Source organism: Rhodococcus sp. 14-2483-1-2 (assembly GCF_002259405.1).
Classification (GTDB): domain Bacteria; phylum Actinomycetota; class Actinomycetes; order Mycobacteriales; family Mycobacteriaceae; genus Rhodococcoides.
Window position 1 is genome coordinate 645,020 of the sequence record NZ_NPFW01000022.1, and the last position, 26,243, is coordinate 671,262.

The following is a 26,243-nucleotide window of genomic DNA, read 5'->3' on the forward strand; positions in this document are numbered from 1 at the left end:
CGGCCGGTGGCGGTATCGACCGGAGAACTCTGCTGTAGAGGGCTACTCACCCGATGCGGTCAGGTTACTAGCTGGGCCTACCCCATCGGACACCACGTCAACCCGGTCTCGATTGTGCTCCTCGGACGCCGTCCGCGGCGCCCACTACAGTTGTGATCTGTGACTACCTGGGTGCCCGATGTCCTCGGCGACGGCTACGAACAGACGACCATTCCACTCGGTGACGATCCGGACGGCGAGGGGCAGGTCGAGGCCACTCTCGTGCGATATCAACCGTCGGGTGCCGCGAATTTCGACCGCGCGGTGATCTACGTCCACGGTTTCACCGACTACTTCTTCCAGCGACACATCGCCGAGCACTTCGCCGCGAAGGGGTACGCGTTCTACGCACTGGACCTGCGTAAGTGCGGACGCTCGCGCCGCGAAGGGCAGACCGCACACTTCGTGACCGATCTGGCGATGTACGACACCGAGCTGAACGAGGCTCTCGCCCTTGTCCGCGCAGAACGCGCAGGTGCCCCGGTGCTGCTCATGGCGCACTCGACCGGCGGTCTCGTGTTGCCGCTGTGGCTCAACCGTCTCAACCGCCGGGAAGGCGGGTCGGCCGGTCTCGGCCTGGCAGGCGTGGTCCTTAACAGCCCCTGGTTCGACCTGCAGGGCCCACCCGCCATTCGCAGCGTCGGCACCGCAGCGATCGACGTCATCGGCCGATTCAGGTCCAAGACACAGGTCCCCGGCGGCGGCCTCGACACCTACGGACTGTCGCTCGCTGCGTCCGAGAACGGCGAATGGGACTACGACCTCGACTGGAAACCACTCGCCGGCTTCCCCATCACCTTCGGCTGGATCCGCGCCGTGCGCCACGGTCATGCCGAACTCCATCGCGGCCTCGACATCGGTATCCCGGCACTGATTCTGCGCTCGAAAGTGACGCACTTCTCACGCCGGTACAGTTCCGCAGTCGACGCCGCAGACGCCGTACTGGACGTCCGTCAGATCGCCCGGTGGGCCGGCTGCCTGGGCGACCGCACCACGATCGTGCCCATCGAGGGAGCCCGGCACGACGTCTTCCTGTCCACCGAGGCTCCGCGCGCGCGGGCCTTCGAGGAAATGGACGAGTGGATCGAGTGGTTGCATCGAAGCGAAAGCACCGACCACGCGTCGGGCAAAGACCATACCGAGAGCGGGCACATTTCATGACCGAGCATTTCGACATCGCGATCATCGGCTCCGGATCGGGCAACTCCATCGCCGATTCGCGCTTCGAGGACAAGAAGATCGCTCTGCTCGAAGAGAATTCCACCTTCGGCGGCACCTGCCTCAACGTCGGGTGCATTCCCACGAAGATGTTCGTCTACGCCGCCGAAGTCGCTCGCACGGTGCGCGATTCCGCGAAATACGGCGTCGACGCCCACGTGGACGGCGTGCGCTGGCCCGACATCGTCGACCGCGTCTTCGGCCGCATCGACCCCATCTCGGAGGGCGGCAAGCGCTACCGCGCCGAAGGCAGCCCCAACGTCACCCTGTTCGAGGGGCATGCCACCTTCGTCGGCCCACGCACCATCGACACCGGCACCGGTTCCGTCATCACCGCCGACCAGGTCGTCATCGCCGCCGGATCGCGGCCGGTGGTGCCGCAGTCCATCGCCGATTCGGGCGTCACGTACCACACCAACAGCGATGTGATGCGTCTGCCCGAGCTCCCCGAGCATCTGGTGATTCTCGGATCCGGTTACATCGCAGCAGAATTCGCGCACGTGTTCTCGGCACTCGGCTCGAAGGTCTCGCTCGTCGCTCGCAAGGACACCTTGCTCCGCGCATTGGACGCCGACATCTCGAAGCGGTTCACCGATCTCGCCCGCGCCAAGTGGGACGTCCATCTCGACTCCGGTGATACCCGCGCAGTGTCCGAGGGCGCGCTGCACGGCGTCGAACTGGCCGACGGCACCAGGGTTCTCGGCGACGCCTTCCTCGTCGCCGTGGGCCGCGAGCCCAACGGTGACCGTCTGGATCTCGGCACCGCAGGCATCGAGCTCGACGACGACGGCCGCATCGTGGTGGACGAATTCGGACGCACCACGGCCGAGGGTGTGTTCGCGCTCGGCGACGTCTCGTCTCCGTACCAGCTCAAGCACGTGGCCAACCAGGAAGCTCGGGTCGTCCAGTACAACCTGCTGCAGGACGCGTGGCACGGCGATACCTCGGCCCTACGAACCAACGACCATCGGTTCGTTCCCGCGGCGGTGTTCACCGATCCCCAGATCGCCGAGGTGGGCATGACCGAAGAGCAAGCCCGCGACGCCGGCCTGGACATCACCGTCAAGGTCCAGAACTACGGAGATGTCGCCTACGGCTGGGCCATGGAGGACAGCGAAGGTCTGTGCAAGATCATCGCCGAGAAGGGCACCGGAAAGATCCTCGGCGCGCACATCATCGGTGCGCAGGCCCCGACCCTGATTCAGCCCCTCATCCAGGCGATGAGCTTCGGGTTGTCGGCCCAGGACATGGCACGTGGCCAGTACTGGATTCACCCCGGCTTGCCCGAGGTGGTCGAGAACGCCCTGCTGGGGCTCGAACTGTAGTTCCGACTACCAGGGGCTGGTGCGGAGCACGATCTCGGTGGCCAGCGCAGCCGGCTCGTCGGCGACGACATTCGCGCCGCCGTCGAGTTGGACCACCCGGAAGTCCGAGTAGACGAACCTTCCGCTCGCGTCGGCGGATGCGCGGCCCAGCGAGGACCCGACGACCAGTGTCGTCGGCAACTCGACCGGGGGGCAGTCCGCGGCACGCACGGTGCCCTGCTCGTCCGCGATCGCGGGGTGACAACGGTTCACCGCGATCAGACTGGCGAAGCGCCCGAAGGTCTTGGCAGCCAACGTCCATGCCGACTCCGCACCCGCTCCGCTGCCGACCAGATGCACCCACGACAGTTTCAGCTCGTCGAGAACCGTGAGGATCGCGTCGTCGCTGACGCCGTCGATGCTTTCCAGCGCAACGGTTTTCAGATCCGAATTGTGCAGCCGTTCACTGACGGCGTCGTACACATCCACCGGATCGCCTGCATCGGGAAGCAAGAGAACGGCGTGCCTGCTGTCCGGGCCTGCCACTCGCACCGAACATTGCCCACCCGCAGCACTCACATGCGTGAACTCCATGGGGACGACGGTACTGCCTGCGGTCGAGGCGGAGGAAGAGCAGGCCCCCGACCGACCGACTCACGAACCGAAGACCTGGTCGGCATACCGGTGAGTCGCCGGCCTTTCACGACACGCGGCTGACGATCGTGTCGAGGCCCGGATCGACGCCGTGCTCGATGAGATCGAGGACGGCGTCGATGTCCATGTTGTCCTCCACCAGATCGGCCAGCAAGTCCAACTGCTGCTCGCGCAACGCCGCAACCGACGTGTCGGATGCCACCTCGAATCCCGTGCGACCCGACTTCTCCGCCACCCAGGTGAGCAGCGACCGACGGAAATCGTCGGACTCGAGCAGTCCGTGCCAGTGGGTACCGAGAACGCTGCCGCGCAGGCTGCCTTCGGAGATACCCGACGCGGAGGTCGACAACGCGTCGTCGCCGTTCTGCACAACCTGCCCATGGTGAATCTCGTAGCCCGACACGGAATGCGTGCCGAACTGCACCGATCGCCCCGCCACCTGCGCGAGCACTTTGTCGGCCGCGAACTCGACCGAGAGATCGAGCAGACCGAGACCCCGGACTGCACCGGCTCCGGATTCGACGGTGTCGTCGATCGTTCGGCCCAACATCTGATATCCACCGCAGATCCCCAGAACCGGGAGGCCCGCAGCCCCGCGTGCCGCGATCGCATCGGCAAGACCGTTGCGCCGCAACCACTCCAGATCAGACACGGTGGACTTGCTGCCCGGGACGACCACCAGGTCCACGTCCTCGAGCCGGGACGGCTCGGTGACCCAATGCACCGACACCCCGGGCTCGCAGGCCAACGCCTCGACATCGGTGGTGTTGGAGATTCTCGGCAAACGCACCGCCGCGACGCGCAGCCACTGCGAGCCGTGCGGTGCACGCGGTCGCCCCACCGGAGCATCGGGAACGGTTCCGAGTGAGTCCTCGGCGTCCATCCACAATCCGTCGGCGAACGGAACGACACCGTACGTCGGACGTCCCGTCAACGCGCGCAACTGGTCGAGACCGGGTGCCAGCAGAGCAGGATCACCGCGGAACTTGTTGATCACGAACCCGGCGACGAGCGCCTGATCCTCCGAAGACAGCACCGCCACGGTGCCGAACAGATGAGCCAGCACTCCCCCGCGATCGATATCCCCCACCACGATCACCGGAAGAGACGCCGCCGTCGCCAACCCCATGTTGGCCAAGTCCGTTGCGCGCAGATTGATCTCGGCGGGCGAGCCTGCGCCCTCGCAGATCACCACATCGAATTCCGTCCGCAGAGAGGCCAATTCGTCTGCCACCACAGCGCGCAACGACTGCCGATGCTCGATGTAGTTGCTCGCACTCACCTGCGCCACGGCACGCCCGCGCACCACCAACTGCGAGGTCCGGTCACTTCCCGGTTTCAGCAACACGGGATTGAAGCGCACACTCGGCTCGAGGCCACAGGCCGCCGCCTGCATCGCCTGCGCTCGGCCGATCTCACCGCCGTCGAGCGTGACCACCGAATTGTTGGACATGTTCTGCGCCTTGAACGGAGCCACCCGCACCCCGCGGCGCGCCAGCATCCGGCAGAGCCCGGCGACCAACACACTCTTGCCCGCATCCGACGTCGTCCCCGCAACCAGCAGGGCACCTTTCGGACTCACGGCATCATATTTCTGTTCACTCCGCAGGCTCCGCTCACGGCAGGGTCAGAATCTCGCTGCCCGTCTCGGTGACCACCAGGGTGTGCTCGAACTGCGCGGTCCACTTCTTGTCGTGCGTGACCACCGTCCAGCCGTCGTCCCACATCTCGGCGTTGATCGTGCCCAGGTTGATCATCGGCTCGATCGTGAACGTCATTCCCGGTTCGATGACGGTGTCCACCGACGGCTGGTCGTAGTGGAGAACGACGAGACCGTTGTGAAAGGTGGTACCGATGCCGTGTCCGGTGAAATCCTCCACCACGCCGTACCCGAACCGGTGCGCATACGACTCGATGACGCGGCCGATCACGTTCAGCGCGCGCCCCGGCTTGACGGCCTTGATGGCACGCATGGTGGCCTCGTGCGTGCGCTCGACCAGCAGGCGGGCTTCCTCGGAGACGTTGCCGGCCAAGAAGGTTGCGTTGGTATCACCGTGGACGCCGTCAATGTACGCGGTGACGTCGATGTTGACGATGTCACCGTCTTCGATCACCGTGGAATCCGGGATGCCGTGGCAGATGACCTCGTTGAGGGAGGTGCAGCAGGACTTCGGAAAGCCCTTGTAGCCCAACGTTGACGGGTACGCGCCGTGATCGATCATGTACTCGTGGGCAATTCGGTCCAGCTCGTCGGTGGTGACTCCCGGTGCCACTGCCCGGCCCGCTTCCTGCAGCGCCCTGGCCGCGATCTTCGACGCCACCCGCATCTTCTCGATGACCTCGGGGGTCTGAACCCAGGGCTCACTACCTTCGGCGACGGTCGACTTCCACGCGTATTCGGGGCGCTCGATCGACTTGGGTACCGCGAGGACGGGCGATACGACGCCTGGTACGAGGGGCTGACGGGGCTTGCTCTCGGCGGTCACAGACATGGCGTCCACAGTAGTCGGCTCGTATTCGGCTCCGAACCGCAGCGCAGTGCCCGTACCAGTCGAAACAGCGCACGCCGTTGCGGATATGATCCGGATCACGTTCGTCGCTCGTGCAGCCGACACGAGAAAGGAAGCACCGTGGTCCATTCGAATCTGTTGCGGCCCCGTGACGGTGATGCTCTGCGCGCCGAACTGCGCCAGGTGGCAGCGATGTCCGACGTGCCGGTCGTGTTCGGCGGTGAGGTCTCGTCGGAGACCCTGCACCTGAGTGAGTTCCACGGGACCAGAACCCGCGGCCTGGACGGACTCGCCATCCCACCCAGATCCGGCCTCGGCGGACGGGTCATGGAACAGCGCAGGCCCGCGGCAGTGAGCGATTACGGTGCCTCGATGTCGATCACCCATCACTTCGATCGCCCGGTGCTCGGCGAGGGCCTCAAATCGATACTGGCGGTGCCGGTGGTCGTGGCGGGTGTCGCGCGAATAGTGATGTACGCGGCGCTACGCGAACGCGGCCCCCTCGGAGACCGTGTCGGCGACATCATGACGACCGCCGCCAGGCGTCTCGGTCAGGAGATCTCCGTGCGTGACGAGGTCGACCGCAGGGTCCGTCTGCTGGCCACCACCCGTTCGATGCTCGACTCGGATGTCTCGCGTACGGCCGAACTGCGCAGCGTCCACGAGGAACTGTCCGATCTCGCCCGGTCGATCGGGGACGCAACGATCCGGCGCAGACTCGACGCAGTCGCAGCGCGGGTGGCCGCATCGTTCGGTCAGGACATACCCCACGACATACGGGCCCAGGAGGTGTCGCAGTCGTTGACACCACGCGAGATCGACGTGATCTCGCAGGTTGCCTTGGGCTGCACCAACATCGAGGTCGCTACGCGACTGTCGATCGGTGCCGAGACGGTCAAGTCGTACCTGCGCAGTGTGATGCGCAAAACCGAGTCGCACACCCGGTACGAAGCCGTGGTCGCGTGCCGTCGACTCGGCGTGCTGCCCTCCTGAACCAGGGACACCGCAGCGCGGTCAGTACCCGGGCGGCAGTTGCTCGAACATCTCTCGGGTGACCGCGACGGCGTTGTCCGAGCTGCCGCCCCGCACCACGAGGGTGGCGAACGCAATGTCTCCGCGGTAGCCGACGAACCATGAGTGCGAGCCGCCGTCGACCTCTGCTTCACCGGTCTTGCCGTAGACCTCGCCCTGGTCTGCGATGCGCTCGGCCGTACCGCTGGTGACCACCGAACGCATCATTCCGCGCAGCCCGTCGACCATCGCAGGCTCGATCGGCGGATGGTCTCCGGTGATCACGGTGTCGCGTCCGACCAGGAGGTTCGGCACCGGCGTCGAGCCATGAGCCACAGTCGCGGCGGCCAGGGCCATACCGAACGTCGACACGACCACTCTGCCCTGACCGAAGCCGTCCTCGGTGCGTTGGACGAGCTCCTCGGCCGGTGGCACCGAACCGGAGTCGGTCGGCAGTCCGACGACGTCGTAGTCCGGGCCGACGCCGAACTGGGACGCCGCGACGGTCAACGCGTCGGGCGACATCTCGCTGGCCAGCTTGGCGAACGAGGTGTTGCACGATCGGGTGAACGCAGTACTCATCGTCACGTCACCGAGCGCGAACTCGTTGTAGTTGGGCACGCTGCGCTCACCGATCACGATGCGACCCGGACACGGGACTGTGCTGCCCGGAGTCGCAAGTCCGCTGGAGATCGCGGCACCTGCAGTGATGATCTTGAACGTGGACCCCGGCGGATAGAGGCCGGCGGACGCGACCGGTCCGTCCCGATCGGCAGCCGGGTTCTGTGCCACCGCCAGGATGGCACCGGTGGACGGCTGGATGACCACCGTCATCGCCTGCTCGGTGCGCGCGTTCACCGCTCGCTGAGCCGCGACCTGAATGTTGCGATCGAGACTGATCGAGAACGACGGAGAGGGCTCCGGCGGGGTGTCGGTGAGGACATCGATGTCGACGCCGTTGCGGTTCGTGGTCACCACACTCCACCCCGCCTTGCCGTCGACCTCGTCGATGACGGCCTTCTTGACCTGGCCGACGAGGTCCGGTGCGAACGTGGGGTCGGTGGACACGAGATCCGATTCGTCGGACGCGGTGACTCCCGGGATCTCGGTCAGTGCGGCCGAGATCGGCTGGTAGTCACTGTCTCGAAGCAACGCCACCGGGTAGTCGCCGTCGACCGAGGTGGCGGACTCGACGATGGACTGCGCGGTGATGGACGCATCGAACGGCGTCAGCAACGTCGACAGCGCCGTCGCCGAGGCCACCACGTTGTTCGCATTCGCCGCGTCGAACTTGATTCGGTGCACCACGCCCGGCACCAACACGTCGGTCCCGGAGCGCTCGTTGACTCGTGCGCGCGGAGCCGCCGTGGATCGCAGGGACATCGTCTGGGTGTCGCCGAGCTTGGGATGGATGTCCGACGCCGTCCAGCGCACCACCCACTCGCCCTCGCTGCGCCCCATGTTCAGCTGGCCGTCGTACGTCCACACGCGATCCTTCGGCAGCCGCCACGTGTAGGTGTAGCCGACTGTGGCGGTGTCGCCGTCGACCTGCACCGACGTCGTCTCGGCATCCAGGGTTTCGGCCTGAAGATTGGTCCACGCCTCGGTCAGTGCCGTGGCCGCCGCGTCGGGCTTGTCGGTGTCCGCCGCCGCGGCGGCGATGTCGTTGGACTCGAACGCGGCAAGAAATGCCTGGGCGGCCGGCTCGGGCCCGTCGGGCTTGGGGGTACATCCGGTGAGGGCGGCAGCAATGACGGCTGCGACCACCGATACCGCTCCGACCCGATACCGCACTTCGGTTGCACCACGTGATCTCATTGCGCCCCATCGTAATAGGGCGCTGCCTCCGGCTGCGGCAACGAATCGCGGTTCGCCACAACCCGATCGAGAGACGTTCGAACTAGTCGAGGAGCACCGTCGTGAAGGTCGCCACCTGGGCCAGGCCGATTTTCGCGTAGGCCCGTCGGGCGACGTAGTTGAAACTGTTGACGTACAGGCTCGCGGTGCGGCCCTGGCGGACCACCGAGTTCACCACCGCGGCGGTACCGGACGCGCCGAGACCGTGCCCGCGCCGATCGGGGTGAACCCACACCCCCTGGATCTGCCCCACCGTCGCCGACTGCGACCCGATCTCGGCCTTGAACACCACGCGCCCGTCCTCGAATCGAGCCCACGCGCGCTGCGCGGCAATCAGACTCGAGATCCGTCGCCGATATCCGCGGCCGCCGTCGTTCTGTCTCGGGTCGACACCGACTTCCTCGATGAACATCGCCACTGCCGCAGTCAGATACACGTCCAGCTCCTCGGGGCGAACGAGGCGGACGTGTGGATCGGGCGTGATGGACGACCGAACGGACGTGGCCAGCAGCGGCTGCTCACCGCGGACCTCGCGGGCGGGACCCCAGTCGGTCTCGAGCATCTCCCACAGCGGAAGCGTCAGTTCGGCTCGACCGACCAGTGAGGAACACAGCCGTGGTCCGCGGCATGCGCGATCGGCGAAGGATCGCAGATCGTCGCTGGATCCGAGCAGAGGAACGAGGTTGGCTCCGTAGAAACACAACGACTCGTCGGGGCCGCCTCGGCTCCACATCTCACCGTGAAACGATCTCGGATCCAGTCCGGATTCCTGCACCCGAGCGGCGACCATGCAGGTGGCGACCGGGTCGGCGTCGAGCACCCGCAGGACGTGCGCCACGTCCCGATTACCGAGGGGCTTCGCACCGAGGAGCTTGAGCACCTACCGACCTCCTGACCCACCTACCGCATACACACCGACCGAGCGTGTACCGCATCATTCCAGAGAACCTGTTCCGCCGGTGGCAGAGCGGCAAACCGGACACCGAACCGGTCGAACCTGCTCAGCTGACCGTCACGACCGGTGCGCCACCGTCTGCAGTCTCATCCTTGTCGAATTCCTCGGCGATGCGCATTGCTTCCTCGATCAAGGTCTCCACGATCTGAGCCTCGGGCACGGTCTTGATGACCTTGCCCTTGACGAAGATCTGGCCCTTGCCGTTGCCCGACGCCACGCCGAGGTCGGCGTCGCGCGCCTCGCCCGGTCCGTTGACGACACATCCCATCACGGCGACGCGAAGCGGAATCTCCATGCCCTCCAGTCCCGCGGTGACCTCGTCGGCCAGGGTGTACACGTCGACCTGCGCCCGTCCACAGGACGGGCAGGAGACGATCTCGAGCTTGCGGGGGCGGAGATTGAAGGACTGCAGAATCTGGTTGCCGACCTTGATCTCCTCCGCAGGCGGGGCCGACAGGGAGACGCGAATGGTGTCGCCGATCCCCTTGGACAGCAACGCGCCGAAGGCGACCGCGGACTTGATGGTCCCCTGGAACGCGGGACCGGCTTCTGTGACGCCGAGGTGCAGCGGGTAGTCGCACTGCGCAGCGAGTTGCTCGTACGCGGCGACCATGACGACCGGGTCGTTGTGCTTGACGGAGATCTTGATGTCGCCGAACCCGTGCTCCTCGAACAGACCCGCCTCCCACAGCGCGGACTCCACCAGGGCCTCCGGTGTCGCCTTGCCGTACTTCTTCATCAGGCGAGGGTCGAGCGATCCGGCGTTGACGCCGATGCGGATCGGGATGTTCGCGTCACCGGCAGCTTTGGCGACTTCCTTGACCCGGCCGTCGAATTCCTTGATGTTGCCCGGGTTCACTCGTACCGCGGCGCAGCCTGCGTCGATCGCGGCGAAAATGTACTTGGGCTGGAAGTGGATGTCGGCGATCACCGGAATCTGACTCTTCTTGGCGATGATCGACAATGCATCCGCGTCGTCCTGTGTGGGGCATGCCACACGCACGATGTCGCAGCCCGATGCCGTGAGTTCGGCGATCTGCTGCAGCGTGGCGTTGATGTCGTGGGTCTTGGTGGTGCACATGGACTGCACCGAGATGGGGCTGTCGCTGCCCACCCCCACGGACCCGACCTGGAGCTGCCTGGTCTTTCGACGCGGCGCGAGTACTGGCACCGGCGGTGCCGGCATTCCCAATCCGACTGACACGGACACAGTGGCCTTCTTTCCTAGCTACGACTGACGAGTCTACTTAGAACAATTGAATCGGGTTGACGATGTCCGCCGTGAGTGTCAACAAGGAGAACCCGATGAAAACGACGATGACCACGTAGGTGACCGGCATCAGCTTCATGTAGTCCACCGGCGCACCGTCGGGCAGGCCGCGACGGTTGCGGAAGATGTTCCTGATCCGCTCGTAGATGGTCACGGCGATATGGCCGCCGTCCAACGGCAACAACGGCACGATGTTGAACGCTCCGAGGAAGAAGTTCAAGGACGCGAGCAGTCCGACGAACGTCGCCCAGTTGTTCGTCTCTGCGGCCTGACCACCGATGACGCTGGCACCCACGACGCTCATCGGAGTGTCGAGGCCACGTTCGCCGCCGAAGATCGACTCCCACAGCGCCTGCACCTTGGTCGGTAGCTGCACGAGAGCTTTGCCGGTCTGCACGAAGATCTCTCCGGTGAAGACGAACGTCTCGGGCACCGCTTCGATCGGGTTGTACGTGATGTTCGGCGGCGGACCTCCGGTGACACCCACCGCCCCGACCGTCGTCGATTCCTTCGCGCCGGTGTCGGGATCGATGACGTATCGCTGAACCTGTGTGACCGGGACCGTGATCGTCTGCGAAGCACCGTCACGGTCGACTGTCAGGTCGACCGAGCCCGACGACGCCTGGATGGCGAGCACGGCGTCGGACCAGACCTCCGTGGGCTTGCCGTCCACCGCGGTGATGATGTCGCCCTGCCGCAGACCTGCCGCCGCGGCCGGACCGTCACCCGTGCACTCCGCGATCTCCCCGTCGACCGTTTGCGTCGTCCCGACACAGACGACACCCTGAACCGTCGTCGTCGGTGTCTCACGGTCGACCGTTCCCCAGCCGAGGACCAGCGCATAGACCAGCACGATGCCGAGTACGAAGTTCATCGCGATGCCGCCGACCATGACGACGATCCGCTTCCACGTCTTCTGGCGGTACATCGCGCGCTCGACCTCGTCGGGTGCGAGTTCGTCGATCGCCGTCATTCCGGCGATATCGCAGAAGCCACCGGCCGGGATCGCCTTGAGGCCGTATTCGGTCTCGCCGCGCCGGAAGGAGAAAATCTTGGGACCGAACCCGATGTAGTACCGGCGAACCTTCATGCCGAGCGCTTTCGCGGTCCACATGTGTCCTGCCTCGTGCAGTGCGATCGACACACCGATGCCGACGGCAAACAGCACCACGCCCAGAGCGAACAGCATGTGAGTCTAAAGGCCCTTCTGTTTCAGTAGCTCACGCGCATGTGCGCGAGCCCAGGAATCCGCCGCGAGGACGTCGTCCACGGTAGTCGGCACCGCCGACCAGTCCCCTCCGCCGTCGCTGACAACGGCCCGCACCGTGTGCACGATCTCGGGGAATTCGATGCTGCCGGCCAGGAACGCCTCGGCAGCGATCTCGTTGGACGCGTTGTACACCGCCGTCATGCACCCGCCCATGATTCCGGCCTCGCGGGCCAGCTGAACGGCGGGGAACACTCGATCGTCGAGTGGTTCGAAGTCCCAGGAGAACGCTGCAGTGAAATCGAGTGCACGCGCGACGTCGGGCACTCGCTCCGGCCACCCGAGCGCCAACCCGATCGGCAGCTTCATGTCCGGCGGGCTGGCCTGCGCAATGGTGGATCCGTCCACGAACGTGACCATCGAATGAACGATGGATTGCCGGTGCACGGTGACGTCGATCTTCTCGTACGGCACCCCGAACAGCAGATGCGCTTCGATGAGCTCGAGGCCCTTGTTGACCAGCGTCGCCGAGTTCAACGTGTTCATCGGACCCATCGACCAGGTGGGATGAGCCGCGGCCTGGGTAGGCGTCACCGACTTCAGTTCCGTTTCGCTCCAGCCTCGGAACGGTCCACCCGATGCGGTGAGGATCAGTCGATCCACCTCGCTTCGGTGGCCACTGCGCAGGCATTGCGCCAGCGCCGAATGCTCCGAGTCCACCGGAACGATCTGTCCTGGCGCGGCGGCAGCGAGTACGAGTTCGCCGCCTGCCACCAGCGATTCCTTGTTGGCCAACGCCAGCCGGGCTCCGGTCTTCAGCGCCGCCAACGTCGGTTCGAGACCGAGCGAGCCCACCAGCGCGTTGAGCACCACGTCGGCCTGCGTCGATTCGACGAGCTCGGTCACCGCACGGGGCCCGCTCAGAACCCCGGGAAGGTCGAGCTCGGCGGCAGCGGCGGGGTCGGCCACAGCGACACGCCGAACGCCGGTCTCGGCGATCTGACGACGAAGAAGGTCGATGTTTCCGCCGCCGGCCGCAAGACCCACGACGACGAAGCGATCCGGGTTTGCTGCGATGACGTCGAGCGCTTGGGTTCCGATCGAGCCGGTGCTCCCCAGCAGCAGCACGCGAATCGGCTCGGGGCGATCCGAGGTGGTCGTTCGCTCACGATGGTCTGACACCGGTCCATTGTTGCCTACCGAGCCTGAGAAACCCCTATGCGCTCCGCCGATGCTGGCAGGGTGGAAGACATGGACGTCTCGAAGTACACCGCAGCATCGTTCAACTACGCCGACGTAGGGGCAACGAGCGGCAGGCTCCCGACCGGTTACCACCACGTCGAGAAGTCGCGCGTCATCGGATCCGGAGTCGACGACTTCGTTGCCGCAGCCGACGCACTGATGCGCTGGGACATGCATCGCGGCACCGGGCTGAAGGTTCATTCCAGCAACGACAACGCCGTCCCCGACGCCGTGGTCGTGCTCACCCTCGGGCCCGTCCGCATCCCGTGCCGGGTCGTCTACGTCATCGACGAAGCCAACCGACAGGGCTTCGCCTACGGCACGCTCGACGGCCATCCCGAGTCCGGCGAGGAACTGTTCTACGTCGACTACTCCCCCGAGGACGGGACGGTCTCCGCGCACATCACCGCGTTCTCGAACCCCGGCCGCTGGTACACCAGGCTCGGTGGTCCGGTGGGCAAGCGGGTCCAGGCCCTGTTCACCGATCGCTATCTGGCCGCGCTGGAGTCTGCGTGCCGGTCGCCGCGCTGAGTCAGGAGGAGGGCGGGTGTACGGCGCGCCAGTGCTCGGCGATGTCGATTCGCTTCGCCACCCACACCTTCTCGTGAGACTGAACGTGATCGAGAAAACGTTCGAGGGCGGCGATGCGAGCCGGCCTGCCGACCAGCCTGCAGTGCAGTCCGACCGAGAGCATCTTGGGGCTGCCGTTCTCCCCCTCGGCGTACAGCACGTCGAACGCGTCCCGCAGATGCGCATAGAACTCGTCCCCGGTCGAGAAGCCGCCCGGCGAGGCGAATCTCATGTCGTTCGTGTCGAGGGTGTACGGCACCACCAGATGATCGACCACCTCGGAGCCGCGAGAGACCTTCTCCCAGTAGGGAAGATCGTCGGCGTAGGAATCCGAGTCGTACACGAATCCGCCGTGCTCGACGACGAGCGACCGGGTGTTCGGAGAGTCACGTCCGGTGTACCACCCGAGCGGGGCCGAGCCGGTGAGGCCCTGAAGGATGGCCACGGCCTCGGCCATGTGCTCGCGCTCGACGTTCTCGTCGATCTGCTGGTAGGACAGCCACCGCAGACCGTGGCAGGCGATCTCGTGGCCCAATTCCGCCAGTGCGGCAACCACTTCCGGGTTTCGTTCCATGGCTTTCGCGACAGCGAACACCGTCAGGGGTAGGTCGCGTTTCTCGAACGCCCGCAGCACCCGCCACACGCCGGCCCTCGAGCCGTACTCGTACAGCGACTCCATGCTCATGTGGCGGTTCGGAAAGGCTTGTGCCCCGATCATTTCCGAGAGGAACGTCTCGGATTTGGTGTCACCGTCGAGGACGTTGTTCTCCGCACCCTCCTCGTAGTTGAGGACGAACTGAACAGCGATGTTGGCCTCACCCGGCCACTGGGCATGCGGCGGCGTGCGGCCGTACCCCACCATGTCTCGGGGGTAGCTCAACGGAAACTGGGTCAGCGGATGCGGAAGGCGCTCGGACGTCACCGCCGCAGTCTCTCATCGAAGTCGGCTGTCGCGCCGGATGAGCACACAACCCTGATGGCTACGACGGGCGGTCGTATGCCAATATTGTCCGAACGCGGCAGGCTCGACGCCCCGTGAAGGACGACTTCGAGAATTCATCACCCGAGAGGACCGACCGGTGGCCAATACCGAACTGGAATCCGCTTCGTACGACCAGGTCGTCGATACCCGCCACGAGGTGCCGGACGTGCCGTCCGCCGAGTGGGGGTGGAGTGGTGAGTCGAATCGCGCGATGCGGGTGGCCGCCATCGTCGTCGCCGTGTTCCTGCTGTTCATGATGATCGGCAACCACACCGGCAAGGTCGAGGATCTGTGGTTGATCGGATTCGCGGCGACGCTGGTCGGGCTCGTCGTGCGAGACGTGATCGTCCGCCGCAAGCCCCGCTAGCAACCGATTCAGTTCTCGGCTGCCAGCTGACCGCACGCCGCGGCGATCTCCTGACCGCGGGTGTCACGGACGGTGCACGAGACACCCTGCGCGATCACCCGACGAACGAATTCTCTCTCCACCGGCTTCGGGCTGGCGTCCCATTCGCTACCCGGAGTCGGATTGAGTGGGATCAGGTTCACGTGGACCCGCGAGCCGAGCGCCTTGTGCAGCTTCTTGCCCAACATGTCCGCTCGCCACGGCTGATCGTTCACGTCCCGGATCATCGCGTACTCGATCGACACACGCCGACCGGTCTGATCGGCGTAGTACCTGGCCGCCGACAGTACTTCGGCCACCGACCAGCGATTGTTGACCGGAACCAGCGTGTCGCGGAGCTCGTCGTCGGGCGTGTGCAACGACACCGCCAGCGTCACCGACAGTCCCTCGTCGGCCAGCTTCCGAATGGCCGGTGCCAGTCCGACCGTCGACACCGTCACCGATCGCTGTGAGAGGCCGAGTCCGTCGGGTGCGGGCGAGACGATCTTGCGCACCGCGGAGACGACCCTCTTGTAGTTCGCCAGGGGCTCGCCCATCCCCATGAAGACCACGTTCGACAGTCGTCCTTCGCCCCCGTGAACCACGCCGTCACGCAGATCGGCTGCAGCCGAACGGACCTGGTCGACGATCTCGGCCGTCGACAGGTTCCTCGTCAGACCGGCCTGGCCGGTCGCACAGAAGGGACAGGCCATTCCGCAGCCGGCCTGACTCGAGATGCACAGAGTCGCCCGATCCGGGTACCGCATCAGGACACTTTCGAGAAGTGTTCCGTCGTTGGCCTTCCACAGGGTCTTTCGAGTGTCACCGTCGTCACATGCCAGGTGCTTGATCGGCGTCAGCAACGTGGGAAAGAGATCGGCGCCGACCTTCTCGCGGGCCTCGGCCGGAAGGTCGGTCATCTTGGTGGTGTCGGCCTCCAGACGCCCGTAGTAGTGCCGGGCCAGCTGATCGGCGCGAAACGCAGGGAGACCGAGCGCCTTCACCGCATCCCGCAGACCCTCTTTGTCCAGGTCGGCGAGGTGACGCGACGGCATGCCGCGACGCGGCGCAGTGAAGACCAAGGGAAGATTGGGCCTCTTCTGCTCGGTCGACGTGTTCGTTGCCTCGGCGGAGTCACTCATGCTCCACCCCCCATCTTTCGCTGACGCTGCATGTTTCCATTGTCCACCTCATTGCCTCGCAGTCCTATTCGCGCCGGTTTCCGTCCGTTACCCGATGGGTATCGAGGTCGTGGCCGGATGCACGTGCATTCGGCCTTCACGTGCGGAAGGATCATCGACATGGCCACCAGAGCTGACGACAGTCACGAGACATCGCTGGACACATCAGGTGCGGTTCACCCCGGCGATCACAGCGCCTCGGGTGACCTCGCTCCCATCACGACTCCGGATTCGGACGGTCATTCCGCGCCGGATCCCGAGTTCGTCCCGGATCCCCAGGCAGGCAGCTCGACCGACATCGCCCACACCCGCACCGCTGCGCTGTGGACCGGCCTGGTGGTCGGGGCCGTGGTCCTGGTCGTTCTGCTCGTGTTCATCGTGCAGAATCTCGACTCCGTCACCGTACAGATCTTCGCCTGGCAGCTCGATCTGCCTCTGGGCATCAGCATGCTGCTGGCCGCGATCGCAGGTGCACTGGTCATGGCAATGGTCGGCGGAGCTCGAATCCTCCAGGTCCGGCGCGCAGCGAAGACGAAGTAGCAGCAGCACAGATCGTGAACACTATGTACAGAAGGTGGCGCGCATCGACTGAATCGATCAGGCTTGGGGTGCCCCACTTCACTCGAGGAGCATGACGTGACAACTTTCATGGAGACACCCGTGGCATCCGGCGTAGCCCCCGACCGAGCACGGTCCTGGCTGCTGGTACCGGCCACCAAGCCCGAAACCTTCGGCGACGCCGTCGCGTCGGGAGTCGATGCCGTCATCCTCGACATCGAAGACGCAGTCGCGCCGGCCAAGAAGCCGGCCGCGCGCGAGGCCGTCGTGCGGTGGCTCGGCGAAGGAAACTCTGCATGGGTCCGCATCAACGACGCAACGACCCCGTACTGGGCCGATGACCTCGCCGCTCTGTCCGGCCTACCCGGACTGGTCGGTGTCATGCTCGCGAAGACCGAGAGCGGCGGCCAGGTCGAGGCAACAGCTGCTCGCCTGGCACCCGGCACCCCGATCCTGGCACTGGTGGAGTCGGCGATGGGCCTCGAAGCCGCTACGGAGATCGCCCGCGCGGATTCGACGTTCCGTCTCGCCTTCGGCAGTGGCGACTTCCGCCGCGACACGGGCATGAGCGACGACCCCCTGGCGATGGCATACCCCCGCTCGCGCCTCGTCGTGTCCTCACGCGCAGCGCGCATCCCGGGGCCGATCGACGGACCGACACTGACGGCCAACGACAGCATCCTCGGACGCGATGCAGCTCTGACCCTGTCGATGGGCATGACGGGCAAGCTGTGCATGCATTCGGAGCAGGCTGCCATCGTCAACCGCGAGCTCGCCCCGTCACCCACGGATGTGTCGTGGGCCCGTGACGTCATCGATGCCCTCGGTGCCGACGGAGCACACGTCAAGGACGGAAGCGATCTGCCTCGTCTGGCGAAAGCACTCAAGATCAACGAACTGGCGGAGATCTTCGGGATCTCTGCCGCCTCCTGACACAGCCCCGCAGTCGAGGTGCGTCGGCCGTGGCCCACCGGCTCGCTAACGCAACTCGATTCCGGTCGGCTTGTATCGGACGTGGACTCGATACCGGACATCGAACGACACCCTGTCCACCGACTTCATGGCATCACGCGCAACGCGTGGGCCGAACTCGATTCCCAGCACATCGCGCATCAGGCGTCGATTCGGGAACGACCACCTCGTGTCGACGCGGGTCAGTGCAAAACCCTGTGCCTCGAAGAACGCCTCGACCGTGAACGGGTCGTAGTGCGGTAGATCGGCCCGCATCCAATCCCCGTACGGCGACGCGGTGGCGTCCAGATCCACGACGACCAACGCTCCGCCCGGCCCGAGCACGCGCATGGCGTCGACGATTCCCGGCCCGCAGCCCGGTCCGAAGAAGTACGCGGTGCGCGCATGGACGACGTCCACGGTGCCGTCGCCGATCGGGAGGGAATCCGCCTGCGCCGTCCTCACCTCGACGTTCGGCAGGTTCGCGACTCGTGCTCTCGCCGAGGCAGCGAGTGGTTCGTGCGGTTCGATTCCCAGTACTCGTTCGGCGTCGGCCGCGAAGATCGGAAGATGGAAGCCGCTTCCGCAGCCGACGTCGACGACAGTCTTCGCCGACCAGCCCGCAACCGACCGGATCGCATCGAACAGTGCACCGTCGACGTCCTGAGCGCGGTTCTCCGCCTCGTACAGGTGTGGCCAGTTCCAGATGTTGGGGCTGGGAATCACCCCGGTGACATCACTGCGCACGCCCGAGAGCAGTCTGCTCAGAGGAGAACGGTGAAGACGAGCCATGCCACGAAAGCCGAGGGCAGCAGCGAGTCGAGCCTGTCCATGATGCCGCCGTGGCCGGGCAGCAGGGTGCCCATGTCCTTGATGCGGAGATCACGCTTGACCTGCGACTCGATCAGATCGCCCAACGTGCCGGTCACCACCAGCACCACGCCGAGAAGGATGCCGATCATCGAGTTGGCCTCGAGGATGAGCGTGACCGTCAGCAGACATCCGATGATGCAGAAGATGAGTGACCCGGCGAGCCCCTCCCAGGACTTCTTCGGGCTGATGGCAGGTGCCATCGGGTGCTTTCCGAACAACACACCCGCGATGTAACCGCCGATGTCCGAGCACACGACGCCGATGACGAACACCAGGATGCGGCCTGCGCCGTTGTCCTGCAGCACCATCAGGACGGTGAACGAGGCCAGCAGCGGCAACCAACATGCCACGAGGACGGTGACGGAAAGTTCTTCGAGGTAGTTCTTCGGAGCGGTGCCGAATCCCTGCCGCAGCAGCAGCCACACCATGCACACCAGGACAGTGCCCACCGCAGCGCTGAGCACACCGACCGCCCCGAACGGCCAGCCGAGCCAGATCATCGCCTGACCGCCGAGGATCAGGGGAATGCGGGGCACCAGTACCCCACCCTCGCGCAGGCGCTTCGACACCTCGTAGGTGGCAACGGCCAGCGCGACGGCCACCACCCCGATCCACACCAGCGGCACGAAGACGAGGACGAGAATCAGACCGATGCCCAACGACCCGCCGACTCCGATCGCGGCGGGCAGATTACGGCCTGCCTTGCCCGTCGACTTCGCTGCGGCGACCCCGGACGAGGCAGCGGGCGTACCGCTGCCCTCCTGCCGATCCGGTCCCACCACTGTCGTCATCTCCTCGAATTTCATCGTCGTCCGTCGTGAAAAGCAGCTGTCGAGGTCGGGTCAGACCTCCATCAGCTCGCCCTCTTTGCGCTTGACGAGTTCGTCGACGGAGGCGGTGTACTTCGCAGTGGTCTTGTCGAGATCGTTCTCGGCGCGGACGACCTCGTCCTCGCCTGCTTCGCCGTCCTTCTGGATTCGCTTGAGCTCTTCCATCGTCTTCCGGCGGACGTTGCGAATCGACACCTTCGCGTCCTCGCCCTTGCCCTTGGCCTGCTTGACGAATTCGCGGCGCCGTTCCTCGGTGAGCTGCGGAACTCCGATTCGAATGAGGTTGCCGTCGTTGGTGGGATTGACACCGAGGTCGGAGTTGCGAATGGCGGTTTCGATGGGCCCGAGCTGATTGGACTCGTACGGCTTGATGACCACGAGGCGCGCTTCGGGGACGCTGATACTGGCGAGCTGGGTGATCGGCGTCAGGGCACCGTAGTACTCGATGACGATGCGGGAGAACATTCCGGGGTTGGCACGTCCGGTGCGAATCGAGGACAGATCGTCACGTGCAACCGATACGGCCTTTTCCATCTTCTCTTCGGCATCGAAGAGAGCTTCGTCAATCACGATCTGTCCTCCATCGTCTTCGTCTTCGATTCGCTCACGTCACTGTCGGCGACGATCACGACGTGACCAGCGTGCCGATCTTCTCACCGGACACAGCGCGAGCGATATTTCCCTGAATCAGCAAATTGAACACCAGCATCGGCATCTGATTGTCCATGCACAGGCTGAAGGCCGTCGCGTCGGCAACCTTGAGTCCCTGTTCGATGGCTTCGCGGTGCGTGATGGTGTCGAACATCGTGGCATCGGGGTCGAGGCGCGGATCGGCCGAGTACACGCCGTCGACCGCCTTGGCCATCAACAACACCTCGGCACCGATTTCCAGCGCGCGCTGGGCAGCCGTGGTGTCGGTGGAGAAATACGGCATGCCCATGCCGGCTCCGAAGATCACGACGCGCCCCTTCTCCAGGTGCCGTCGCGCACGCAGCGGGAGGTACGGCTCTGCGACCTGACCCATCGTGATCGCGGTCTGCACCCTGGTGGCAACGCCTTGCTTCTCCAGAAAGTCTTGCAGCGCAAGACAGTTCATCACGGTACCCAGCATGCCCATGTAGTCCGAGCGAGACCTGTCCATGCCGCGCTGCTGCAGTTCGGCACCACGGAAGAAATTGCCACCGCCGATCACCACCGCGACCTGAACCCCGGTGGCCACCACCTCGGCGATCTGTTCGGCAACGTTGTTCACGACATCCGGATCGAGACCGACCTGGCCGCCTCCGAACATCTCCCCACCCAGTTTGAGCATCACGCGTCGGAACCCGGGACGGTCAGGGGCCGGATCGGTCATAGCTCTCCTCGGTACTCGTCGAACACTACGGTTTCTTCTTGGATCATCCTGCCCTATCGATGCCCGGGTGGTGGACAGGGCTCCGTCCTGCACACCCACCTGCCCCGCGCACGAGCGATGCCGCCCACTCGATGGAATCGAATGAACGGCATCGCCTCGACCGAACCGGTGCGCAGACTAGCTGGCGCCGACCTCGAACCGAGAGAAGCGGGTGATGGTGACGCCGGCCTCGTCGAGAATGGCCTTGACGGTCTTGTTGCCGTCCTGCACCGACTTCTGTTCGGTGAGAACGACGTCCTTGAAGAATCCGTTCACGCGACCTTCGACGATCTTCGGCAGTGCCTGCTCCGGCTTGCCTTCTTCGCGAGCGGTCTCCTCGGCGATGCGACGCTCGGCGGCCACGAGGTCCTCGGGGACCTCGTCGCGCGTGACGTACTTGGCCTTGAGGGCTGCGATCTGCATCGCAGCTGCGCGTGCGGCATCTCCTGCGGCATCGCCGTCACCGGTGTACTCGACCAGCACGCCGACGGCAGGCGGCAGGTCCGCGCTGCGCTTGTGCAGGTACGTGGCGGTGTTGCCGTCGTAGGACACGACGCGACGCAGTTCGAGCTTCTCGCCGATCTTCGCCGACAGCTCGTTCAGAGCCGTTTCGACCGTCTTGCCGTTCAGGTCGAGCGCCTTGAGGGCATCGACGTCGGCCGGCTTGCCTGCTGCAGCCGTCGCCGCGACGGACGCGGCGAACGTCTGGAACTCGTCGTTCTTGGCCACGAAGTCGGTTTCGGAGTTGATCTCCACGAGCACTCCACCCTCGGCGACGACGAGGCCTTCGGCGGTGTTGCGCTCGGCGCGCTTGCCGACGTCCTTGGCACCCTTGATACGCAGGTACTCGACGGCCTTGTCGTAGTCTCCGTCGTTCTCGGCGAGCGCGTTCTTGCAGTCCATCATTCCGGAGCCGGTGAGCTCACGGAGCCGCTTGACGTCGGCGGCAGTGTAGTTCGCCATCGTGGGCGAGCCTCCTCAAAAGTCTGGGTACGGGCGTTGACGAAAAATGCTGTTCACAGGGCGGGATCGACGGGCTCACTGCGGAGCCGTAACGACCACAACCCTGACATACCGAAGCGGCCCCGGCCCACCCCTGAGGGTGAACCGGGACCGAATTCGATCAAGCCTGAGCGGCCGGTGCTTCTTCTGCTGCCGGAGCGTCCGCTGCGGGAGCCTCTGCTGCCGGAGCGTCCGCCGCGGGGGCCTCTGCTGCGGGAGCCTCTGCTGCCGGTGAAGCCTGAGCGAGCTGCTCGAGCTCCCACTCGGCGAGGGGCTCGCCTGCGCCGACCTCGGGCTTGGCGTCGGATGCAGTGTTCTGACCCGCTCGCGCCTGCACGCCCTCGGCGACTGCGGATGCGACGACTTTGGTCAGCAGCGCAGCGGAACGGATCGCGTCGTCGTTACCCGGGATCGGGTAGTCGACCACGTCGGGATCGCAGTTGGTGTCGAGGATCGCGATGACCGGGATGTTCAGCTTGCGAGCCTCGGCAACCGCGAGGTGCTCCTTGTTGGTGTCGACGATCCAGATGGCCGACGGAACCTTGGACATGTCCCGGATGCCACCGAGGGTGCGGTCGAGCTTGGTCATCTCACGCGTGAGCATGAGGATTTCCTTCTTGGTGCGTCCCTCGAAGCCACCGGTCTGCTCCATGGCCTCGAGCTCCTTGAGGCGGAGCAGACGCTTGTGCACCGTCTGGAAGTTGGTGAGCATGCCACCGAGCCAGCGCTGGTTCACGTAGGGCATGCCCACGCGGGTTGCCTCAGCGGCGATGGACTCCTGCGCCTGCTTCTTGGTGCCGACGAACAGAACCGTGCCATTGTGGGCAACGGTCTCCTTGACGAACTCGTAGGCCCTGTCGATGAAGGTCAGAGTCTGCTGCAAGTCGATGATGTAGATGCCGTTGCGGTCGGTGAAGATGAATCGCTTCATCTTCGGGTTCCAGCGACGGGTCTGGTGTCCGAAGTGTGTGCCGCTGTCGAGCAGCTGCTTCATTGTTACTACAGCCATGGCTGAAGAACTCTCTTTCGATGGTGCGGTTGACGCAGAGTGTCGGTGACCTCTGCCCTGGCGCCCGCTGAAGTTGCCGGACCTGACATCACGAAGATCTCAGGACCGCCGACAACCGGTTCTCGTATCGGTGATTCTGATCGAAGCAGACGATGCGATGACGCGGACGCGCGAAGTCGACCCGTGCACGCACAGGCCGCAAGTGACGAGTGTAGACCTGCCACCGCCCCCGTCATAACCAGGCCCGACTGTCAAGAGATTCCGGGGCCTGTGGACAAAGAAATCACTTGTCCACAAATCACCCTCGGGTCCGTTCGATCGCTCCGATCCAGGAGATGGTCGACGGGTGAACACCTCTCCCATGCGCCGCACACTCGCCGTGTGCCTCGCGACGGCGGTAGCTCTCTCGACGCCGGTCGCATCGGCGCAGCCAGGCACGTTCGCCTGGCCGCTGCAGCCGCGGCCGCAGGTCGTCACCCCGTTCGACCGTCCCGAGCAGAACTGGCTGCCCGGCCACCGTGGTGTGGACCTGGCCGCACAGGAGGGCCAGTCGGTTCTGGCCGTCGCCGACGGCACCGTGGTGTTCTCTGGGTCGGTCGCGGGAAAGCCCGTCGTATCGGTGGATCATCCGGGCGGACTGAGATCGACGTACGAACCTGTGCTGGCCTCGGTTGCCGCCGGCGCGCGAGTTCGTCGAGGGACCGTGCTGGGTTCGTTGACCTCGGGGCACGAGAGCTGCACGTCAACGTGCCTGCACTGGGGCATCAGACGTGGCCGCGACTATCTCGATCCCACGGCGTCGGTGCGCGCGACTCCGATCAGGTTGAAACCCCTCGACGAAGGCGGCAGATGATCGTCAGCGCTGTGGGCCGGAGTGTCTGCCGGACGCCGCGGGAAAATCGTCGGCGACCATCGCCGCGAGTTCGACGAACGCACTTCGAGTCTGGGGACGCAACAAGTCGAGATCGACCACGGCACCCTCGGCGAGGTGCTCGTCGAACGGAACCACCAGCACGGCGCGACAGCGCTCGAGGAAGTGCTGTTGCAGCAAGTTCATGTCCACCGCCGACGAACCCGGGCGGACAGAGCTGATCACCACCACGGTCCGTTCGACCAGATGGCCGTAGCCGTGCAGCTCCAGCCAGTCCAGCGTCGCCGCAGCACTGCGCGCACCGTCGACTGCCGGCGAGCTGACCAGAACCAGCGCGTTCGCCAGTTGCAGCACCCCGTTCATCGCCGAGTGCATGATCCCGGTGCCGCAGTCGGTCAGGATCAGGTTGTAGTACACCTGCAGCATGTCGATGACGGCGCGGTAGTCCTCTTCACCGAACATCTCCGACGCGGCGGGGTCGCGCTCGCCGGCCAACACTTCGAGTCGACTCGGCGCCTGCGAGGTGTGCTCGCGGATGTCGGAGTAGCGACGAATGTTGGGTGCGGCGGCCAGCAGATCGCGCACGGTCGACGCCGTCTGACGCGGAACTCGCTCCCCCAGGGTGCCGAAGTCGGGATTTGCGTCCACCGCGATGACGCAATCTCCGCGCAGCGATGCGAAAGTCGAACCGAGGCCCAGCGTGGTCGTCGTCTTACCGACGCCACCCTTGAGCGACAGGAAGGCGATCCGGTAGTCGCCGAGCACCGGCTGCCGAATGCGTTCGACCTGGTTTCGGTACCGCTCTTCGGCCGTCGATTCGCCTGGGTTGATGACGCCGCCGGTGAGCCGGTGCACGCCTCGCCGCCAGCCCGAGTTCGACGCTCGCTTGGGACGCTTGAGCAGCGAGTCCGCGCCCAGATCCTGACTGTTGGGTCGATAGGCGTTGGGTGCCCCCGACCAGGGTTGTGGCGACCATCGATCGGGGTGCGTCCGAGAATCCTCGGTGTGCGGCGGCACCGGCAGGTATCGGTCCGGCTGGTATCGGTCCGGCTGGTATCGGTCCGGCTGCACGGCCGGAGGCCCGGGCTCGACCGGCACCGGCGGGTTGTACCGCGGCGGCATCGGCTGTCGGTCGCCCGAGTCGGGTGTCTGCCAGGGTGGCGGCTGCCGAGGCGTCGAGCGGGGAGTGGACATCGAATTCGACGATACGGGCCCGCCGGCAGTGTCGCGTGCGCTGTCCGACCGACCAGAGGAGCTCTGATGATCGGCGGCGGAGCCGTTCCGGACATGCATGGACCACGTCTCCGAAGTACCTTGCGGTCGGTCGCGGTCCACGGTCCCCCGTATTCGGTGTTGTCAGTCGGTACACGACGCTACCAAACGTTGTGCTGCCGACGCTCGGCTCACGCTCGGGGATGAGCCTGATCGTGCACGGCACGCAGCCGCTCCACCGACACGTGTGTGTAGATCTGGGTGGTCGCCAGAGAGGCGTGGCCGAGCAACTCCTGCACCACCCTCAGATCGGCTCCACCTTCGAGCAAGTGAGTTGCCGCTGTATGACGCAGGCCGTGTGGGCCGAGGCTGGGACCACCGGGGACGGTGTCGAGTACGGCGTGTACCGCCGTTCTCGCCTGCCGTTGGTCGAGCCGTCCACCTCGACGTCCCAGCAGCAATGCCGCACCGGATCGATCCGAGACCAGTTCGGGTCTGCCGCTGACCAGCCAGTTCTCGACCGCGTGGGCTGCCGGTCCACCGTACGGAGCCGAGCGTTCCTTGTTTCCCTTGCCGATGACGCGGACCAGGCGGCGCTCGGTGTCCACGTCGTCGATGTCGAGTCCACACAACTCCCCCACGCGCACCCCGGTCGCGTACAGCAACTCGACGATGAGCCTGTCCCGCAGCGCGATGGGGTCGAGCTCGGCGGCACCCGATTCGGCAGCGGCCAACGCCTGTGCCGCCTGGCTGTGGCGAAGAACACCGGGCAGCGTGCGGTGGCCGGCCGGACCGGCCAGGCGTTCTGCCGGTGCCGCCGTCACTGCTCCCACCCGCTCGAGCCACTTCCCGAACGTCCTCGCCGACGAGGTTCGCCTCGCCATCGACGTTCTGGCCGATCCGGCCGCCGAGTGCGTGGCCAACCACGAACGCACTGCCCGGAGGTCGAGGTCGGCGATCGTGGCATCCGGCGAGGACTCGGCGAAGTGCGCGAGCAGTGAACGAGCATCGGAGACGTAGGCCCGGATGGTGTGCTCGGATCGCTCTCGACCGAGTCGAAGATGCTCGGCGAACTCCTCGACGTGAACGCCGAGGTGAGGCGGCAGCGAATCGGTCATCGGCTCAGCTTGAGCGCTGGCCGGCCGCGCGACAACCGGAC

26 protein-coding genes are annotated in these 26,243 nt (G+C 65.4%); 8 read left to right on the plus strand and 18 right to left on the minus strand.

The window, feature by feature from the left end:
• Window positions 1–159: 159 nt before the first annotated feature.
• Window positions 160–1,200, plus strand: a complete 1,041-nt coding sequence (locus tag CH295_RS24020) for an alpha/beta hydrolase (protein ID WP_170946039.1) — start codon at window positions 160–162, stop codon at window positions 1,198–1,200.
• Complete coding sequence (mtr, locus tag CH295_RS24025; RefSeq protein WP_094742075.1) at window positions 1,197–2,582, plus strand: mycothione reductase; 1,386 nt, start codon at window positions 1,197–1,199, stop codon at window positions 2,580–2,582. The genes CH295_RS24020 and mtr overlap by 4 nt, the downstream gene beginning before the upstream one ends.
• 6 nt (window positions 2,583–2,588) lie before the next feature.
• On the opposite strand, the gene CH295_RS24030 is transcribed toward mtr, so the two are convergent.
• The 3 genes from CH295_RS24030 to map form a co-directional block, all read right to left on the minus strand.
• Entirely contained in the window at window positions 2,589–3,155 is a 567-nt protein-coding gene (locus tag CH295_RS24030; RefSeq protein WP_094634225.1) for an alpha/beta fold hydrolase, read from the minus strand.
• 106 nt (window positions 3,156–3,261) lie between these two features.
• Window positions 3,262–4,797: a cobyric acid synthase gene (locus CH295_RS24035; protein ID WP_094742076.1), complete on the minus strand. Its 1,536-nt coding sequence runs from the start codon at window positions 4,795–4,797 to the stop codon at window positions 3,262–3,264.
• 34 nt (window positions 4,798–4,831) lie between these two features.
• Window positions 4,832–5,707 (minus strand): type I methionyl aminopeptidase, encoded by an 876-nt coding sequence (map, locus tag CH295_RS24040; protein ID WP_052047578.1) that lies wholly within the window; start codon window positions 5,705–5,707, stop codon window positions 4,832–4,834.
• A gap of 138 nt (window positions 5,708–5,845) precedes the next feature.
• Between map and CH295_RS24045 the strand changes: the two genes are divergently transcribed.
• Window positions 5,846–6,718: a helix-turn-helix transcriptional regulator gene (locus tag CH295_RS24045; RefSeq protein WP_170946040.1), complete on the plus strand. Its 873-nt coding sequence runs from the start codon at window positions 5,846–5,848 to the stop codon at window positions 6,716–6,718.
• Window positions 6,719–6,739: 21 nt separating this feature from the next.
• On the opposite strand, the gene CH295_RS24050 is transcribed toward CH295_RS24045, so the two are convergent.
• The 5 genes from CH295_RS24050 to dxr form a co-directional block, all read right to left on the minus strand.
• Window positions 6,740–8,554 carry a penicillin-binding transpeptidase domain-containing protein gene (locus CH295_RS24050; protein WP_037189621.1) on the minus strand — a complete coding sequence of 605 codons (1,815 nt, stop codon included), beginning with the start codon at window positions 8,552–8,554 and terminating at the stop codon, window positions 6,740–6,742.
• Between the two features lie 82 nt (window positions 8,555–8,636).
• A complete protein-coding gene (locus CH295_RS24055) occupies window positions 8,637–9,473 on the minus strand; it encodes a GNAT family N-acetyltransferase (RefSeq protein ID WP_094742077.1) in 837 nt (278 codons plus the stop codon).
• A 121-nt stretch (window positions 9,474–9,594) separates the two neighbouring features.
• Window positions 9,595–10,758, minus strand: coding sequence for a flavodoxin-dependent (E)-4-hydroxy-3-methylbut-2-enyl-diphosphate synthase (gene ispG / locus CH295_RS24060; RefSeq protein WP_037189624.1), 1,164 nt, complete (start codon window positions 10,756–10,758; stop codon window positions 9,595–9,597).
• A gap of 37 nt (window positions 10,759–10,795) precedes the next feature.
• On the minus strand, window positions 10,796–12,007 hold the full coding sequence (locus CH295_RS24065) for a M50 family metallopeptidase (RefSeq protein ID WP_037189626.1): 1,212 nt from the start codon (window positions 12,005–12,007) through the stop codon (window positions 10,796–10,798).
• Window positions 12,008–12,013: 6 nt separating this feature from the next.
• Window positions 12,014–13,207 (minus strand): 1-deoxy-D-xylulose-5-phosphate reductoisomerase, encoded by a 1,194-nt coding sequence (gene dxr, locus CH295_RS24070; protein WP_252342157.1) that lies wholly within the window; start codon window positions 13,205–13,207, stop codon window positions 12,014–12,016.
• Between the two features lie 69 nt (window positions 13,208–13,276).
• Here dxr and CH295_RS24075 point away from each other — a divergent pair, with 69 nt between their 5' ends.
• Entirely contained in the window at window positions 13,277–13,798 is a 522-nt protein-coding gene (locus tag CH295_RS24075; protein WP_037189627.1) for a DUF1990 domain-containing protein, read from the plus strand.
• Window position 13,799: 1 nt separating this feature from the next.
• Here CH295_RS24075 and puuE read toward each other — a convergent pair whose 3' ends face one another.
• The gene (gene puuE, locus CH295_RS24080; RefSeq protein WP_037190161.1) at window positions 13,800–14,699 is read right to left on the minus strand and encodes an allantoinase PuuE; all 900 of its coding nucleotides are present in this window, start codon (window positions 14,697–14,699) and stop codon (window positions 13,800–13,802) included.
• A gap of 217 nt (window positions 14,700–14,916) precedes the next feature.
• Between puuE and CH295_RS24085 the strand changes: the two genes are divergently transcribed.
• Entirely contained in the window at window positions 14,917–15,186 is a 270-nt protein-coding gene (locus CH295_RS24085; protein ID WP_037189628.1) for a DUF2631 domain-containing protein, read from the plus strand.
• Window positions 15,187–15,194: 8 nt separating this feature from the next.
• On the opposite strand, the gene rlmN is transcribed toward CH295_RS24085, so the two are convergent.
• Window positions 15,195–16,346, minus strand: a complete 1,152-nt coding sequence (gene rlmN / locus CH295_RS24090; RefSeq protein ID WP_052047521.1) for a dual-specificity RNA methyltransferase RlmN — start codon at window positions 16,344–16,346, stop codon at window positions 15,195–15,197.
• Window positions 16,347–16,505: 159 nt separating this feature from the next.
• On the opposite strand from rlmN, the gene CH295_RS24095 reads away from it, so the two are divergent.
• Window positions 16,506–16,925, plus strand: a complete 420-nt coding sequence (locus tag CH295_RS24095; protein WP_094742217.1) for a LapA family protein — start codon at window positions 16,506–16,508, stop codon at window positions 16,923–16,925.
• Window positions 16,926–17,033: 108 nt separating this feature from the next.
• Window positions 17,034–17,876: an HpcH/HpaI aldolase/citrate lyase family protein gene (locus tag CH295_RS24100; RefSeq protein ID WP_037189633.1), complete on the plus strand. Its 843-nt coding sequence runs from the start codon at window positions 17,034–17,036 to the stop codon at window positions 17,874–17,876.
• A 45-nt stretch (window positions 17,877–17,921) separates the two neighbouring features.
• Here the strand turns inward: CH295_RS24100 and CH295_RS24105 are convergent, their stop codons facing one another.
• The 6 genes from CH295_RS24105 to rpsB all read right to left on the minus strand — a co-directional run bounded on the left by CH295_RS24105 (window position 17,922) and on the right by rpsB (window position 23,001).
• Window positions 17,922–18,620: a class I SAM-dependent methyltransferase gene (locus tag CH295_RS24105; RefSeq protein ID WP_252342176.1), complete on the minus strand. Its 699-nt coding sequence runs from the start codon at window positions 18,618–18,620 to the stop codon at window positions 17,922–17,924.
• A gap of 38 nt (window positions 18,621–18,658) precedes the next feature.
• Entirely contained in the window at window positions 18,659–19,558 is a 900-nt protein-coding gene (locus CH295_RS24110; protein ID WP_231893823.1) for a phosphatidate cytidylyltransferase, read from the minus strand.
• Window positions 19,559–19,609: 51 nt separating this feature from the next.
• Window positions 19,610–20,167 (minus strand): ribosome recycling factor, encoded by a 558-nt coding sequence (frr, locus tag CH295_RS24115; RefSeq protein ID WP_037189636.1) that lies wholly within the window; start codon window positions 20,165–20,167, stop codon window positions 19,610–19,612.
• A 55-nt stretch (window positions 20,168–20,222) separates the two neighbouring features.
• The gene (gene pyrH / locus CH295_RS24120) at window positions 20,223–20,951 is read right to left on the minus strand and encodes a UMP kinase (RefSeq protein WP_032397808.1); all 729 of its coding nucleotides are present in this window, start codon (window positions 20,949–20,951) and stop codon (window positions 20,223–20,225) included.
• A 177-nt stretch (window positions 20,952–21,128) separates the two neighbouring features.
• Window positions 21,129–21,953 carry a translation elongation factor Ts gene (tsf, locus tag CH295_RS24125; RefSeq protein WP_037189637.1) on the minus strand — a complete coding sequence of 275 codons (825 nt, stop codon included), beginning with the start codon at window positions 21,951–21,953 and terminating at the stop codon, window positions 21,129–21,131.
• 160 nt (window positions 21,954–22,113) lie between these two features.
• Window positions 22,114–23,001: a 30S ribosomal protein S2 gene (rpsB, locus tag CH295_RS24130; protein WP_037189638.1), complete on the minus strand. Its 888-nt coding sequence runs from the start codon at window positions 22,999–23,001 to the stop codon at window positions 22,114–22,116.
• A gap of 361 nt (window positions 23,002–23,362) precedes the next feature.
• On the opposite strand from rpsB, the gene CH295_RS24135 reads away from it, so the two are divergent.
• Complete coding sequence (locus CH295_RS24135) at window positions 23,363–23,854, plus strand: M23 family metallopeptidase (RefSeq protein WP_094742218.1); 492 nt, start codon at window positions 23,363–23,365, stop codon at window positions 23,852–23,854.
• 3 nt (window positions 23,855–23,857) lie between these two features.
• Here CH295_RS24135 and CH295_RS24140 read toward each other — a convergent pair whose 3' ends face one another.
• Both CH295_RS24140 and CH295_RS24145 read right to left on the minus strand, forming a co-directional pair.
• Window positions 23,858–25,066 (minus strand): MinD/ParA family ATP-binding protein, encoded by a 1,209-nt coding sequence (locus CH295_RS24140; RefSeq protein WP_306437408.1) that lies wholly within the window; start codon window positions 25,064–25,066, stop codon window positions 23,858–23,860.
• A 209-nt stretch (window positions 25,067–25,275) separates the two neighbouring features.
• Window positions 25,276–26,202 (minus strand): tyrosine recombinase XerC, encoded by a 927-nt coding sequence (locus tag CH295_RS24145; RefSeq protein ID WP_037189641.1) that lies wholly within the window; start codon window positions 26,200–26,202, stop codon window positions 25,276–25,278.
• Window positions 26,203–26,243: the final 41 nt, after the last annotated feature.

What these genes read in the sequence shown, in the direction of transcription:
- mtr (WP_094742075.1), top strand. Translation starts at nt 1,197, where the DNA reads ATGACCGAGCATTTCGACATCGCGATCATCGGCTCCGGATCGGGCAAC.
- CH295_RS24030 (WP_094634225.1), bottom strand. Translation starts at nt 3,155, where the DNA reads ATGGAGTTCACGCATGTGAGTGCTGCGGGTGGGCAATGTTCGGTGCGA.
- map (WP_052047578.1), bottom strand. Translation starts at nt 5,707, where the DNA reads ATGTCTGTGACCGCCGAGAGCAAGCCCCGTCAGCCCCTCGTACCAGGC.
- CH295_RS24050 (WP_037189621.1), bottom strand. Translation starts at nt 8,554, where the DNA reads ATGAGATCACGTGGTGCAACCGAAGTGCGGTATCGGGTCGGAGCGGTA.
- CH295_RS24065 (WP_037189626.1), bottom strand. Translation starts at nt 12,007, where the DNA reads ATGCTGTTCGCTCTGGGCGTGGTGCTGTTTGCCGTCGGCATCGGTGTG.
- CH295_RS24075 (WP_037189627.1), top strand. Translation starts at nt 13,277, where the DNA reads ATGGACGTCTCGAAGTACACCGCAGCATCGTTCAACTACGCCGACGTA.
- puuE (WP_037190161.1), bottom strand. Translation starts at nt 14,699, where the DNA reads ATGGTGGGGTACGGCCGCACGCCGCCGCATGCCCAGTGGCCGGGTGAG.
- rlmN (WP_052047521.1), bottom strand. Translation starts at nt 16,346, where the DNA reads ATGAGTGACTCCGCCGAGGCAACGAACACGTCGACCGAGCAGAAGAGG.
- CH295_RS24095 (WP_094742217.1), top strand. Translation starts at nt 16,506, where the DNA reads ATGGCCACCAGAGCTGACGACAGTCACGAGACATCGCTGGACACATCA.
- CH295_RS24100 (WP_037189633.1), top strand. Translation starts at nt 17,034, where the DNA reads ATGGAGACACCCGTGGCATCCGGCGTAGCCCCCGACCGAGCACGGTCC.
- CH295_RS24110 (WP_231893823.1), bottom strand. Translation starts at nt 19,558, where the DNA reads ATGACGACAGTGGTGGGACCGGATCGGCAGGAGGGCAGCGGTACGCCC.
- pyrH (WP_032397808.1), bottom strand. Translation starts at nt 20,951, where the DNA reads ATGACCGATCCGGCCCCTGACCGTCCCGGGTTCCGACGCGTGATGCTC.
- tsf (WP_037189637.1), bottom strand. Translation starts at nt 21,953, where the DNA reads ATGGCGAACTACACTGCCGCCGACGTCAAGCGGCTCCGTGAGCTCACC.
- rpsB (WP_037189638.1), bottom strand. Translation starts at nt 23,001, where the DNA reads ATGGCTGTAGTAACAATGAAGCAGCTGCTCGACAGCGGCACACACTTC.
- CH295_RS24135 (WP_094742218.1), top strand. Translation starts at nt 23,363, where the DNA reads ATGCGCCGCACACTCGCCGTGTGCCTCGCGACGGCGGTAGCTCTCTCG.
- CH295_RS24140 (WP_306437408.1), bottom strand. Translation starts at nt 25,066, where the DNA reads ATGTCCACTCCCCGCTCGACGCCTCGGCAGCCGCCACCCTGGCAGACA.
- CH295_RS24145 (WP_037189641.1), bottom strand. Translation starts at nt 26,202, where the DNA reads ATGACCGATTCGCTGCCGCCTCACCTCGGCGTTCACGTCGAGGAGTTC.